The organism is Nocardia sp. NPDC058176 (assembly GCF_042883805.1).
Classification (GTDB): Bacteria; Actinomycetota; Actinomycetes; order Mycobacteriales; family Mycobacteriaceae; genus Nocardia.
Genome location: NZ_JBHVVA010000001.1, coordinates 2442531 through 2456742 on the forward strand (window position 1 = coordinate 2442531; position 14212 = coordinate 2456742).

Annotated in this window: 8 protein-coding genes; 5 read left to right on the forward strand and 3 right to left on the reverse strand. The window is 72.2% G+C overall.

Features of this window, described 5'->3' with window-relative positions:
• The first annotated feature begins 24 nt into the window (after nucleotides 1–24).
• The 5 genes from ACFVVM_RS11400 to ACFVVM_RS11420 all read left to right on the forward strand — a co-directional run bounded on the left by ACFVVM_RS11400 (nucleotide 25) and on the right by ACFVVM_RS11420 (nucleotide 4906).
• Nucleotides 25–705 (forward strand): TetR/AcrR family transcriptional regulator, encoded by a 681-nt coding sequence (locus ACFVVM_RS11400; protein WP_387616241.1) that lies wholly within the window; start codon nucleotides 25–27, stop codon nucleotides 703–705.
• 69 nt (nucleotides 706–774) lie between these two features.
• Entirely contained in the window at nucleotides 775–1476 is a 702-nt protein-coding gene (locus tag ACFVVM_RS11405; RefSeq protein WP_387616243.1) for a response regulator, read from the forward strand.
• On the forward strand, nucleotides 1473–2510 hold the full coding sequence (locus ACFVVM_RS11410; protein WP_387616245.1) for an ATP-binding protein: 1038 nt from the start codon (nucleotides 1473–1475) through the stop codon (nucleotides 2508–2510). Before ACFVVM_RS11405 ends, ACFVVM_RS11410 begins: the two co-directional genes overlap by 4 nt.
• A 337-nt stretch (nucleotides 2511–2847) precedes the next feature.
• Nucleotides 2848–4572 carry a DUF4153 domain-containing protein gene (locus ACFVVM_RS11415; protein WP_387616247.1) on the forward strand — a complete coding sequence of 575 codons (1725 nt, stop codon included), beginning with the start codon at nucleotides 2848–2850 and terminating at the stop codon, nucleotides 4570–4572.
• 76 nt (nucleotides 4573–4648) lie between these two features.
• The gene (locus tag ACFVVM_RS11420) at nucleotides 4649–4906 is read left to right on the forward strand and encodes a hypothetical protein (RefSeq protein ID WP_387616249.1); all 258 of its coding nucleotides are present in this window, start codon (nucleotides 4649–4651) and stop codon (nucleotides 4904–4906) included.
• A gap of 45 nt (nucleotides 4907–4951) precedes the next feature.
• On the opposite strand, the gene ACFVVM_RS11425 is transcribed toward ACFVVM_RS11420, so the two are convergent.
• From ACFVVM_RS11425 to recC, 3 genes are read right to left on the reverse strand one after another with little or no spacing between them, the layout of a single operon-like run.
• Complete coding sequence (locus tag ACFVVM_RS11425; RefSeq protein WP_387616251.1) at nucleotides 4952–7102, reverse strand: AAA family ATPase; 2151 nt, start codon at nucleotides 7100–7102, stop codon at nucleotides 4952–4954.
• On the reverse strand, nucleotides 7099–10458 hold the full coding sequence (locus tag ACFVVM_RS11430) for a UvrD-helicase domain-containing protein (RefSeq protein WP_387616838.1): 3360 nt from the start codon (nucleotides 10456–10458) through the stop codon (nucleotides 7099–7101). Before ACFVVM_RS11430 ends, ACFVVM_RS11425 begins: the two co-directional genes overlap by 4 nt.
• Nucleotides 10459–10466: 8 nt before the next feature.
• Complete coding sequence (gene recC / locus ACFVVM_RS11435; protein WP_387616253.1) at nucleotides 10467–14045, reverse strand: exodeoxyribonuclease V subunit gamma; 3579 nt, start codon at nucleotides 14043–14045, stop codon at nucleotides 10467–10469.
• Between the last annotated feature and the right edge of the window lie 167 nt (nucleotides 14046–14212).

Consider the following 14212-nt stretch of genomic DNA (forward strand, 5'->3'; position numbering starts at 1 on the left):
GTCCGGCGGTGGTGAGGAGGTGCGATGTCCGGTGATCCGGCCGCGGTGCGCCGTGGGCGCCCGCCGCAGACCGAGGAGCAGGCCGAAGAGGTCCGCGCCCGGATCGTCGAGGCGACGGCCGCGGTGTTCGCGCGCAACGGCTCGCGTGGGTTGAGTGTCGCCCAGATCATCGAGCAGGCCGGGCTGGCCAGGCCCACCTTCTACCGCTATTTCGGCAATGCCTCCGAGCCGCTGCAGGCGGTGCTCGACGCCTCCAACGACGGACTGGTCGGCGGGATCAGGGCGGCGCTGGTCGGCACCGACGAGCCGGTCCAGTTGGGCATCCGGCTGATCGACGCCTATGTGGACTGGGCGCGCGGGCACGGTCCGATGCTGCGTCCGCTCTTCGCCGAGCTGCACGATGCGGGCTCGCCGGTCTCGGCCTATCGGGAACGCGCCCTCGACGACATCCGCGATCTGGTCCGCAAGACCTTCGGCGAACTCGGCCGTCCCGTGCCCGCCGCCCTCGATCTCGACGCCGCGCTGCACGTGTGCGAGTACGTCGTCTATCGCCTGACCGCGGGCACCGAACCCGGCAGCGATCCCGACCCGGCACTGGCGACCGAAGCCAGGATCACCATGATCCGCGTCCTGCTGGTCACCCTCGGCACCCGCGACGACCTCGCCTACGCCATGGAACTCCCCGGCCTGTTCCCCGACCCGTAGATTCCGGTCCACACAGAATCTCCACATTTGGCGACGGAACCCTCCACACCGGCTCGCTAGGGTCTGAGCATGGAACTCAGTGGGGGCACGACAGGACAGGCGGGGCGCCGCATCCTGGTCGTGGACGACGAGGTGACGATCGCCGAATCGGTGGCGGCGCGGCTGCGGGCCGAGGGCTTCGCGGTCGAGGTGGCACACGACGGACCGGGCGCGGTGGCTGCGGCCACGGCGGGGGAACCCGATCTGGTGGTGCTGGATGTGATGCTGCCGGGCTTCGACGGCATCGAGGTGTGCCGGCGGATCCAGGCCGAGCGGCCGGTGCCGGTGCTCATGCTCACCGCGCGCACCGACGAGACCGATCAGCTCATCGGGCTCGGTGTCGGCGCCGACGACTATCTGACCAAGCCGTTCTCGATGCGGGTGCTCGCCGCCCGGGTGCACGCGCTGCTGCGACGGGTGGATCGGGCCGCCGATCGGGGCGAGGTCAGCATCGTCGTCGGCGATCTGCGCATCGATCTCGATCAGCGGCGGGTCTGGCGCGGCGAGAACGAAGCGCGGCTAACGCCCTTGGAATTCGATCTGCTGACCCGGCTCGCGCAACGGCCGCGGGCGGTGCTGGCCAGGGAGCGGCTGCTCGAGGACATCTGGGACTGGTCCGATGCCGCCGGTACCCGCGCGGTCGACTCGCACGTGAAGGCGTTGCGCCGCAAGCTCGGTGCCGATCTCATCCGCACCGTGCACGGTGTCGGTTACGCCCTGGACGCGCGATGAGTACCACCGAGGCCGCGGCGTCGCTGCTCGATCGTGTCGCCGACCGGCTGCCCCGGCCGCTGGATCCGCTGCGGTCGATCAAGCTGAAGCTGGCCGTGCTGATGGTGAGTTCCGGTGCGGTCGCGTTCGCCTACTTCTGGTTCCGGATCGGCTGGCTGCCCACCTTCACCACCTTGACCGCGATGATCATCGCGCTGGTCACCTCGCAGTTCCTCGCGCACGGGATCACCCGGCCGCTGCGCGAGATGACCGCGGCCGCGCGGCGGATGGCGCACGGGGACTACAGCTTTCGGGTGCGCGCGTCCTCCCGGGACGAGGTGGGACAGCTGGCGGTCGCGTTCAACCAGATGGCAGCCGACCTCGCCGCCGCCGACCAGCAGCGGCGTGACCTCATCGCCAATGTCTCGCACGAGTTGCGCACGCCGGTCACCGCCCTGCACGCGGTGCTGGAGAACCTGGTCGACGGGGTCAGCGAACCCGACCCGGCGACGCTGCGCACCGCGCTGGCACAGACCGAGCGGCTCGGGCTGCTGGTGTCCGAACTGCTCGACCTGTCCAGTATCGAGGCGGGCGCGTCGACGCTCGACCGCGAGAACCTCCCGCTCGCACCGCTGTTGGCGGCTGCGATCGCCGAAGCCGAGGTGATGACGGCCGCACTCGGTCGCGGTGTCCGCTTCACCACGGTCGTCGAGCCCGCCGAGGCGCGCGTGCTGGCCGATCGGGCCCGCCTGCACCAGGTGCTGTTCAACCTGCTCGACAATGCGGCCAGGCACGGTCCGGCCGGTGGCGAGGTCCGCGTCGTGGCGACGATCGAGGGCGGTGCCACCGTTCTCGAGATCTCCGACGACGGGCCAGGTATCCCGGAAGCCGACCGCGCCACCGTCTTCGACCGCTTCACCCGCGGTGGCCGCACCGACGGCGGCGGTACCGGTCTCGGCCTCGCCATCGCCCGCTGGGTCGTCGATCTGCACGGCGGCACCATCGCCGTGGCCGAACCCGGCTCCCGCATTCGCGTCGTCCTGCCCACGGACTGACCGACCCACATCCCTGATCACCTTCCCGGCCCTTCGGTCCCGGGGCGATCCCGCACACCCTTCGGAGGGAACACCCATGTCCGAACACACATCTGCTGGTACCGACAACACACCCGCGGCCGATACCGCCGGCGCCGTGGCCGCGACGGCGAGTGCCGTTCCGTCCGCGACCACCACGGCGTCGCCCCAGTCCGAGGCAACTCCACCCGCGGCAGGCTCCGACTCGGGTAGTTCGGTGGCAACGGCCGTTGCGACGACACCGCCTACCGCGCCAGGCGATACACCAGCCGGGCCGGCGACGAAGACCGGCGCCACTCCCCTCACCTCGATGGGCCCCATGCCTCCGCCACCCCCGCGCATCCCGCCGGTACCCAAGCGCTGGCAGCGCGTCGCTCGCCCGGCGAGTGTGCTTCCCGCCGCAGCCGCGGTCGGGGCCATCGGCGCGACCGTCCTCCCGCTCGACCGCCCCGGCATCGGCTGGCTCCTCACCGGAACCGCGATCGTCGGCGCCCTCTACGCCGTAGACCATCGCGCCCGATCTCGTACGCCTGGTGGTTCTACAACGGAATCCGTTGCAGTGGAGAACAACCCGGTCACCGCGAATTCCGCTACGACCGAAAGCGCACCACCATCCGGAGCCGCCCCGGCGAGCACCTCGGCGGTGGTCGATGCGGTCACCGCGCCGACGAATTCCGTGGCCGCGTCCGACAGCGGGACGAAGCCCGTCAACACGACCGAGTCCGACACCGCGATCGAGGTCGGCGATGCGAGCGGTCCGCTGACGAAGCAGTCCACCCTGAGCAGCTCGGCGGACCAGGACACCTCGCCGGAAAGGGCGGCCGCTCAACCGCCCACGGCTCGGGACCGGGTCTGGTGGGCGGCCGCGGCGCTCGTGTTGCTCGGGGTCGGGACATTCCGGGCCGCGGGGTGGCTGTTCGTGTTGTGTGTGTTGGCCGCGTGTGTGGCCGGGTCGCTCGCGGTGCTGGGGCGGCGGACGGGGCGGGGGCTGGTGCACGACATGGTCGCCGTGCCGTTGGCCTCGTTCTCGGCGGTGCCGTGGGCATTCTCCGGGTTCCGGGAGGTGCGGTCGGCGCAGGTGTCGAAGGTGCGGCGCTACGGGGTTTCGGTGGCGGTGACGGCCGCACTGCTGGTCGTGTTCGTGCCGCTGCTCGGCGGGGCGGACGCGACATTCGCCGAACTACTGAGCGGGTTGGTGCCGACGGTGGACGCCGCCGCGGCCTGGCAGTGGATCCTGCTGTTCGCCGTACTCGGGGCAGGTGCCCTGGGAGCGCTGTATCTGCTCGCCGGTCCGCCCGCCCATGCGGCGGAATCGACTCGCCCCCTGCGGTTGTGGGCGCGCAGCGAGTGGGTATTGCCGGTCGGCGCGCTGACGGTGTTGTTCGCGGTGTTCCTCGGCGCCCAGTTCGTCGCCCTGTTCGGTGGCGACGACTACGTCCAGCGAACCGCGGGCCTGACCTACGCCGAGTACGCGCGCAGCGGGTTCTGGCAGTTGTCGGCGGTGAGCATCCTGACCCTGGCCGTGATCCTCGCCGTCCTGCACTGGTCGGCACAGGACAGCGCCGCCGACCGCCGCTGGCTGCGGCTCCTGCTCAGCGCGGTGAGCGTGCTGGCCCTGGTCATCGTGTGCTCGGCGCTGGCCCGCATGTGGACCTACCAGCAGGCCTACGGATTCACGGTGCTGCGCGTACTGGTCACGGTCTGCGAGCTGTGGGTCGGCCTGGTGTACGTCCTCGTGCTGGTCGCCATCGCCCGGCTGCACTGGACCTGGGTGCCACGCGCGGCCGTCGGCACCGCCCTCACCACCCTCATCGCCCTGGCCCTGCTGAACCCGGAACTCCTTGTCGCCGAACGCAACATCGACCGCTGGGAGACCAACGAACGCCTCGACACCACCTACCTCAGCACCCTCTCCCCCGACATCCTCCCCGCCCTGCACCGCCTCCCCGAGCCACTCCGCACCCACATCGAGACCCCCATCCACGCCGACCTCGACGCCGACCCGTGGTGGTCCTGGAACCTGTCCCGCAGCTCCGCCCGCTGACCGGTCAGCCGCGAACCGCGCAGCCCGCGCAGCGCATCTGTGGTGTGAACCCCTTGTCCGAGTCAGGAAGGATCCCATGACCGAGCCCGCAGAGATCGACCGCGTCAGCGCGCGCCTCGCCGAGATCCGCGGCAAGGCGAGCACACCCGATGCCGGCGTGGTCGTCGAGACCGACATCAGCGGCCGCATCACCGATCTCCATCTCAGTGACCGGGCCATGACCTGGGGACCGCATCGCCTCGCCCGATCCATCGCCGACCGGCACCGTGCCGCGATGACGCAGGTCTACACCGAGGCCGAACAGGTTTTCAGCATGCTGGACGCCGACCGATGACGTTCGCGGTCACCCCGACCGGACTCGATGAGTTGACGCTCGTCCCTACTGATCGCGGGTCGGCGGTGTGGTGCGGGACAGGCCGCTGGCGCGCAGGACTCGGCGGCCGATGGCGGCGCGGATGGAGTCCTCGGTGCCGATGACGCGGACGTGGGTGCGGGCGCGCGTGATGGCGGTGTAGAGGAGTTCCCTGGTGAGCAGGGTGGATTCGGGGTCGGGGAGGACGACGGAGACGGTGTCGTACTGGCTGCCCTGGCTGCGGTGGATGGTCATCGCGAAGACCGTGACGACGGCGGGGAACTGGGTGGGGTGGACCAGGTACGGTTCGCTGCCGCGTTGCAGGGCGGCACGCAGGGAGCCGTCGGGGCGGCGGATGATGACGCCGGTGTCGCCGTTGTAGATGCGGGCCTCGTGATCGTTGGCGGTGACCAGCAGCGGCTGACCGGGATACCAGACCGCTTGCGGCCCTTCGGGTCCCGCGCCGCCCGCGGCGGCCCACTCGGCGGCCATCCGGTCCCAGCGTTCCACGCCGAAGGGGCCCTGGCGGTGGGCACAGAGCAGTCGGTGTGACTCCAGCGCGGTGAGCGCGCCGACCGCGTCACCCGCCTCGGCAGCCGCGGTGACCGCCAGCGCGGCGGTGGTCACGTCGGCACGCACGGCGGCGGTGTCGTCGGGTGCGCACAGCGACACGTCCGCGGCACCGGCTCGCAGAATCGCCAGTGCCGCGTCCGCGTCGCCAGCGCGAACAGCCACCGCGAGATCCGCGATCCGCCCACCGAACCGCCGTCCGCGAGTGAGCCGCACGATCCCGCCGCGCAGCCGCCGCTGCTCCACCGCGGTGAGCGCGGCACCCACCACCGCGCTGCCCGTTCCCGGCCCACTATCCACGCCGGAACGACCCTGCCGCGCAAGGCCGTCGGTGCCGCCCGGACCCCGAACGCTTTCCGCGCCGGTTCCCGCCGACGCGGCGCCCAGGTCGTCACCGGTCTCCGCGCCGCCACGCTCGGGCCATTCCGCGGCCGGACCGACGCTCCGCCCGACACGCGTCGACGACTCCGCGCCGACGGCCGCATCGGATGTCGGTCCGATCGAATCTGCTTGTTTCCCATCAAGTTTCGGGTCACTCGCCAGCAGTTCACCCAGGGCTGGGTTCGGTGCGCCGCCGATCGGTCCGGCGACCAGATCGGCCAGCACCGCCCCAGCGTCGACGGAAGCGAGCTGGTCGGGGTCACCGACGAGGACCAGGCGGGTGTCGGGGCGCAGGGCCGAGAACAGATGGCTCATCATCGTGAGCGACACCATCGAGGTCTCGTCGACCACGACCACGTCGTAGGGCAGCCGGTTGTGTTCGTGGTGGCGGAACCGGGTGGTGCGTCCGCGCTGCCAGCCAAGCAACCGGTGCAGGGTCGAGGCGGTGAGTTCGGGCAGGCCGAGTTCGGCGGCCTGTTCACGCACGGCCTCCTGGAGGCGCGCGGCGGCCTTGCCGGTGGGGGCGGCGAGCGCGATGCGCAGCGCGGGCAGTTTCGGGGTGGCGGCGCGGTGCGCGGTGAGCAGGGCCAGGATGCGGGCGATCGTGTGTGTCTTGCCGGTGCCGGGGCCGCCGGCGACGACGGTGGTCCAGTGGGTCGCGGCGAGCGCGGCGGCCAGCCGCTGACGGTCCGGTCCGGCACCGAGCGGCTCGGCGAAGAGCCGGTCCAGTTGCGCGCGCACCAATGCCGTGTCGATCACCGGGTGGTCGGCGCTGCGTTCGGTGAGGACCCGGCGCAGGGTCTGTTCCTGCTGGTAGTACCGGTCCAGATAGAGCAGCGCCCCACCCTCGGCGTCGGCTTCGACGATCCGCAGGGGCCGCAGCGGACCCGCCTGCCCACCCTGGATCAGCGGACTGCGCCGCAGGGCGGTCAGCACCTGGTCGGCGTCGGGCCACGGCAGGGTCGCCGGGTCGATTCCCGCCGCGGGGTCACGGGTTTCGTCGGCGTCGATACCGATCTCACGCATTCGCGCCAGTTCCAGACAGACCGAACCGGAGCGCACCGCGCGCACGGCCAGCGCCGCCGCGAACAGCACGGCCTCACTGTCCTCACGCCCCATCCGGCCCAGCCGGACCGCGACGTGCACATCGGCGGCCGAGAGCACCCCTGCCTCGTTGAACACCCGCAGCAGCCCGGTTCCGCGCTGCGCCACCTGGATCGAGGTCATCGCGCGTCTCCCGCCAGCAGATCCGACAGCGCGACAACGAGTTCGGCGGGCGGATACCAGTCGAACACACCGTGGCCGGGCGGGGTCGCCGCGCCGATCATGCCGCGCACGAACAGATACCGTGCCCCGCCGAGATGCCGGGCCGGATCGTAGCCGGGCAGCCGCCAGCGCAGATACCGGTGCAGCGCAACGGCATACAGCAGCGCCTGCAGCGGGTAGTGCGAACGGATCATCTCCGCGACCATGTGTTCGCGGCGGTAGTGCTCGACGGTGAGGTCGCCGGTGCCGAGGCGGTTGGTCTTGTAGTCGACGATGAGGTATCGGTGCTCCCCCGCCGCGTCGGGCACCCGGAGGACGGCGTCGATACTGCCGGTGAGATAGCCGCGCAGGACGGTATCGGGCAGGGCGGCCAGGTGTTCGGCGTAGCCGGCCAGGTCGTCGTCGGCGGGCAGGTGGGCACGCAGCAGGGCCGCGACGGCGTGCATTCCCGCCGCGCGCGGACCGGGCCGCTCCCCGCCGCCGAGGGGCAGTTCGAAGTCCAGTTCGTTGAGCCGGTCCCTGGTCGCGACGGCTGCCAGGGAGCCGAAATCGGTGGGGGTGCGCAGGACTTCGAGCAGCGCGGTGGCCAGCAGGTCCACATCGAGTTCGGCCATGGTGTGTTCGACGGCCTCGACACAGCGGGCCCGCACCTCGGCGGCGAGATCCTCGACGGAGGTGTCGACGGTCTCGAGCACGCCGTGCACCAGCGTGCCGAATTCGGCACCGTATGGCAGTTCGTTCATCAGCGAGGGCGCCGCCGTGCCGCCGGTCGGCGCGTCCAGTGGCGCCTCGGTGGGTTCGTCGTCGGGGCCGGGCCCGTCCTCGGGTTCGCCCTCGCTCACCCCGGCGAGATCGTGCGCGCCTGCGGTCAGCGCCGAATACGAGGTGCGCCGCCACTGCTGGTCGAGTCCCCGGGTGAAATCGGCGGCGGACAGTTCACCGGTCGGCAGTTCGGTGCGCACGCGTCGGGGCGCCACGTTCTCCGGCCGGTCCACCGCGGTCACCGAGATGACCTCGGCGGCGGGGTCGGCCCACTCGGTGAGCCGTTGCACCGCGGCGGTGTCGGCGGGGATCTCCGCGCGCCGCGGGACCTGCGCCGAGCCGGGCCGTCGCCCGAGGATCATCCGGTGCAGGGGCGCGGCGGCGGTGGTGACCGCGGGCGCCCACCAGGTGACGACCTGGCACATGGCCCGGGTCAGCGCCACATACAGCAGCCGCAGCTCCTCCCCCGATTCCTCGGTCTCACAGCGCAATTGGCGTTCGCCGTAGCCGGGCGCCTCCTTGCCGCCGATATCGAGGACGCGGGTGCCGTTGTCGTCGTGGAACAGCAGGGTCGCCGGATACGGGTTCTTGGCGCTGTCCCAGGCGAAGGGCAGGTAGACGATCGGGAACTCGAGTCCCTTGCTGGCATGCACGGTGGCGATCTGCACCGCCGCGGCATCGCGGTCGAGCCGACGGCTACGCCCGCTCACATTGCCCGCTTCCGGATCGCGCACCCGGTCGGCGAGCCAGCGGGTGAGCGCGGTCAGGCCGAGTCCCTCGGCGAGGGCGACCTCGTCGAGCAATTGGGCGAGATGGCGCAGGTCGGTGAGTTCGCGCTCGCCGTTGTCGATGGCGAGCAGGCGCGGCGCCAGCTCGGTCTCGGTGGCGAGCTTGTCGAAGACCGCGGCGAATCCGGCCCGGCCGAACACCCGCGCCGCCTCGCGCAGCTGGGTCGACACACGGCCGACGAGATCCGCACCGCCCGCGTCGATCTCGGCGACGGTGACACCGAGGATCGGCGTGCACGCGGCCAGCCGCACTCGGTCGCCGCGGTGTGGTTGTTCCAGTGCCCGCAGCACCCACAGCCAGTCGGTGGCGGCGGGGGTCGCGAACACGCTGGTGCCACCGGCGAGGACGGAGGCGACGCCGACCCGGTCCAGCGCGGCCCGCACCACATCGATCTGGGTGCGAGTGCGCACGAGGACCGCGATGTCGCCGGGCCCGATCGGCCTGCGTACCCGCCCGTCGCCGACCTCGGTGAGCGCGTGCTCGGCGCCCCGTTCGGGTCCGGCCTCGATGGTGGCGCCGGATTCGAGCAGGGTGACGATGTCGGCGGCCAGATCGTCGGCCACCTTGGCCCGCTGCCTGCCGACCGAGGGGAACCCCGACCGATTGCGCGGCCCGGCGCCCGTGCGCGGCAGCACCCGCAGCCGCAGCGGGGTGATCACCGCCGGGTCGCCGTCCAGGCGGGTCGCCGGGCGCGTCGGCGCCACCGGGTACACGCTGATCTCGGGATGGCCGAGTTCCGCACCGCCGCACAGGTGGTCGATGGCGCGCAGCAGACCCGCGTCACTGCGCCAGTTGCGGGTGAGTTCGCTGCGCCGCTGGGCGTGCGCGACGGCGTCGAGGTAACTGAGCACCTCGGCGCCACGGAAGGCGTAGATGGCCTGTTTCGGGTCGCCGACCAGCACCAGGGTGGCGTGTTCGTGGAAGGCGCGGCGCAGGATGTCCCACTGCAGCGGGTCGGTGTCCTGGAACTCGTCGACGAGGGCGACCCGGTATCGCTGCCGGATCCGGGCGCAGGCGCGCGGACCGTGGTCGGGATCGGCGAGCACGTCGTGCAGCAGGACGAGCAGGTCGTCGAAATCGCGCAGGCCCGCTTGCCGTTTGCGGCGTTCGGTCTCCGCGCGGACCGCGGTGGCGAAGGCGACCCGCTCGCCCGCCGCGCCGTCGGTGCGTGGCGCGAGGTCGGCGTGGCGGTCGTGCACGGCGGCCAGGGCGAGGGTGCGCGCGTCGCGCAGGCTGAACGGGGCGCGGTCGCGGGCGTAGCGGGCCAGGTACAGGTCGTCGGCCACGGTGGCGACGAGTTCGTCGACCGATTCGACCAGTCGCGCGCCCGGATCGTGTTCCCCGGCCAGGCCGAGTTCGTCGAGCATCCGCTGACAGAACGAGTGCGTGGTGGCGATGGTGCCCGCGTCGAAATCGGCCAGGGCGGTGAGCAATCGGTGCCTGCGCAGCCGCACGGTCGCGGCGTCGGTGTCGGCGAGGGCGCGCACCAGGTCGTCGTGATGGGACCGGGCGTTGTCCGGTTCGGCCAGGGCGGCGGCCACGGTGACGAAGCGGTCCCTGGTGCGTTCGCGCAGCTCCTGGGTGGCGGCGCGGCTGAAGGTCACCAGCAGCAGCTCGGTGATCCCGATCCCGGCCTCGGCGACATAGCGGACTGCGAGCCCGACGATGGCGTGCGTCTTGCCGGTGCCCGCGCTCGCCTCGAGCACGGTGGTACCGGTGGGCAGCGGCCCGGCCGCGTCGAAGGCCTCGGCGGCGGGCGCCGACATCGTCCCCGTCACGGCTGTCCCTGACTCTCGGCGGCGAGCAGCGGCGCCCACCAGCGGCGGGCCACCGCGCCGAAGCGGGTGGACTCCGGTTCGCCCGGTCGCGCCGGGTCGGCGGCCAAGCGGTCGAAACGTGGTGCGCGGCCCCAGACATAGCGGAGGTAGCGGTCGGTGTGGTCGCCGAACTTGTCGGGACCGTTGGGTCCGCCGTCGAAGGCGTGTTCGGCGGCGAGCAGGGCATCGGCGACACTGTCGCCCCGGAAGCGGCGTTCGGCGTAGGCGGCCGTGGCGGCGGGCGCGATCGGCAGCGGTTCGCACAGGCCCTCGTCGCGCAACCGCACCAGGTCTCGCAGGACGGTCAGCGCGGCGGGCGCCTCGGGGGCCACCAGCACCGATCGGGTGACCGGTCTGCTGCGGAACTGGCCGCGTCCGGTGCTGATCGCCCGCCACGAGCGGTCCTCGGTGGCGGCCAGCGCCAGCAGCGAAACCCAGGCGGCGAGACGGTGTTTCGGCGCCAGGCGGGAGTAGGTGGTGCGCACCAGGGTCTCGCCGCGAACCTCGGGCACCGTTCCGGCGAGGGTCCGGCCGTTGCCGAGGTCGATGGCGATGTCGACAGCGCGTGGCTCGGCCTCGTAGTCGGGCAGGGCGGTGCGCACGAGGGTGTCGACGGTGCCCTCCACTTCGTCGAGCACCGCGGCGCCGAAACCGAAGGGCGGCAGGGTACCTCGTCGCCATTCGGCGGCTCGCAAGCCCGCCGGGTCGGCCCCGGTGAGGCGGGCGGTCAGCATCCGTTCGCCCAGATCCCACTTGGCCAGGCCGTCGAGTTCGATCGGGAGCTGATCGGCGATGTCCTCGGATTCCTCGGGCACCCGCAGGCCGAGCCGCTGCCACAGGAACGCGCGGACCGGATGCTCGGCGAACGAGATCAGTTCCGCCAGTGCGACATCGGCGGCCGGGGCCGGGGGCAGGGGCGCGGTGAGCAGCGGTGGACGCGGATGCGCGGGCCGGGCGGCCGCGCGCGCACCGGCCAGGGCGACGGTGTCGAAGCTGCGCGGGTGCTCGGGGGCGAAATTGCGACGGTCGAAGGCCTGCAACGGATGCCGGATGTGCACGGCGGGCATCGCGGCCGGGCCGACGTGGGCGGTGAGCACGTCGAGCAGTTCGGCCACCGGGACCGCGGGCGGCCGGGCGGCGCCGGTCACCGGGTCGGCGCCGGTGTGCAGGACCAGCAGCTTGTCGCCCGCCGCCATGATCGCGTCGAGCAGGAGCTGACGGTCCTCGCTGCGGGCATCGCGTTCACCGACCAGTGGGTCGCGGGCGAGCAGGTCGTCGCCGTCGACGGTGCCGGGGCGGGGGAACACGTCGTCGTCGAGACCGAGCAGGACGACCACCCGGTGCGGGACCGAGCGCATCGGTACCAGCGTGCAGACGGTGAGTTCGCCGGTGCGGAAGTTGGCGCGACCGGGACCGCCGGCCAGGCGGCTCGCGAGCAGCACCGCGACATCGGCCAGCCGCAGCGGGGTGTCCCCGGCGTGCTCGGTGGCGGCGACGATCTCGCGGCGGGCCTCGGCGCGGATCCAGGAGTGCGCGACCGGTACATCGGTGAGCAGGTCGACGGCGCGCAGCAGCACGGTGGTCCACTCCGCGGCGGGGCGCGGGCCGCGCAGGTCACGCAGGCAGACCGCGAGGCGGTCGACGAATTCGGCGAAGCGGCCGGCCAGGTCGACATCGTTGGAGTCCACGTCGTCGAGTGGGAGCGCCAGATCCAGCCAGTCGTCACCGGATTCGTCGGCGGTGACGCCGAGCAGGATCCGGTCGACGGCGGCATTGAGGGTGTTCTGCGCGAAATCGACCAGGCCGAACGCCTCGCGCTGCCGCTGTCCGATGCCCCACCGCGCACCCGATTCGGCGGCCCACTCGCGCAGTCGTTCGATGTCGTCGTCGTCGAAACCGCAACGGCGGCGCACGGTGTCGCTCGCCGCCAGGTCGAGCACCTGCGTCACGGTGACGCGTCCGTCGGCCAGTTCCAGCAGCTCGATCACCACCGCCAGCATCGGATTGGTCACCGCCCGCCCGCGATCGGCCAGCCGCACCCGCAACTGGTGCGCCGGATGCTCGCCCTCCACCGGCACATCCACCGCACCCGCCCCGCGCTGCCCGAACGCCGCCCGCACCAGCGGCGCGAACGCCTCCACGTCCGGGCACATGATCAGCACATCCCGCGGTTCCAGCGCCGGATCCGCCGCGAAGGTCGTCAGCAGCAGATCCCGCAGCACCTCCACTTGGCGAGCGGGTCCGTGACAGGCGTGCACCTCGACACTGCCATCGGGCACCGCCCCTTCGGCCGGCGCCCGGTCGTCGCGGATGGCGCTCTGTAAGACGCCGAGCAAGGTGGGTGCAGCACCCGCCCCGGAGAGGTGGATGTCGCTGTCCAACACCGGGATCAGCCGCTGCTCCACTTCGCGGACATCTCTGGCCAGACCAGCCAGCAGTGGATGTCGCACCAGATCGGCGGTGGTGTCCGCAGCACGCGACCGCGCCGTCGAGAGGTACACGTCCCTCGAAGCATCGGGCGCCGCCGTGCCCCCGCCGCCGATAGTGGCCGAAGTGTCACGCATCGCCGCGCCCGCACGGCTCACGCCCGTATCGCCGATCGACGCGCTGGTACCCAGGCGGCCACCAGTGGCGCTCTCGGTAGCATCCGTGGCAGCAGCGCTGAGGCCCGTATCGCCAGCTGACACAGTGTCGTTCATCGCAGCGATATCGCTGCCGGTGTACACCGGCGGTACGTCATCGCACCCACGGTCCGAGGTGAGGGCCGTCCACATCGTCGGGCTCGGGTGGGCCAGCCACAGGTGGACGTCGCGGTGGGCGGCCAGCGCGGTGAACACGGCGAGTTGGTCGGCGGGGAGGCGGGTGAGGCCGAACAGGGAGACGCGGGCGGGGAGGTCGACCGAGGCGGGGTCGGCGCGCAGGTGGGCGCAGGCGTCGGCGAGGCGTTCGGCGGGGCTCGGGGCGCCGATCGCCGCGTGCAGGGCCCGCCACAGCCGGGGCTGCCAGGCGAGGTCGTCGGGGACTCGGCCGCCCGCGCCGTCGCTGTCTGTGTCGGCCGCCCAGTCGAGCAGCAGTTGGGGGCGCTGTGCGGCGTAGGAGTCGAAGAGCGCGGCGAGGTGGGCGGCGGTGGCGTAGCGCCTGCCGACGCGGTGGCTCGTGCCGGGCAGACCCAGATGCCGGGCCAGGACCGCGGCCCACGGCTGGTCGGCGACCTCGTCGATCACCGACAGCAACGTCCACACCAGCCGCTGCCCGCCCCACGGATCGTCAGCGGGGGCGACACCGCTCGCCGCGGCCAGCACCTCGGCCACCAGCGCCGACGGCGCGGGGAAGGCGATGTTGGCGGCGATGCCGTCGCCGGTGCCCGCCACACCGAGCACGCCGGAAAGCCGCTGGGCCAGCCAGCGCTCCACCCCTTTGGCGGGGACAGCGACCACCTCGGTGGCGAACGGGTCGGCGGGCGCGACACCGAGCAAACTCCCCAGTCCGTCGGCCAGCGCGTCGGCGCGTTCGGCGCGATGGAGGTGCAACGGCATCCGTCGTTTATACGCCCAGCGACCGACCCGCAATCCCGCGGCCCCGCCGGGACCACCGAACAGGGCAAGTGAAATAGGCCACACCGCAAGACGTCCCGGCCACGCCTGCGCGGCCGTCGGTGACCACCGTGGGATCGTTGCTCCTCGGGTGGGACAGTACGGCCGCG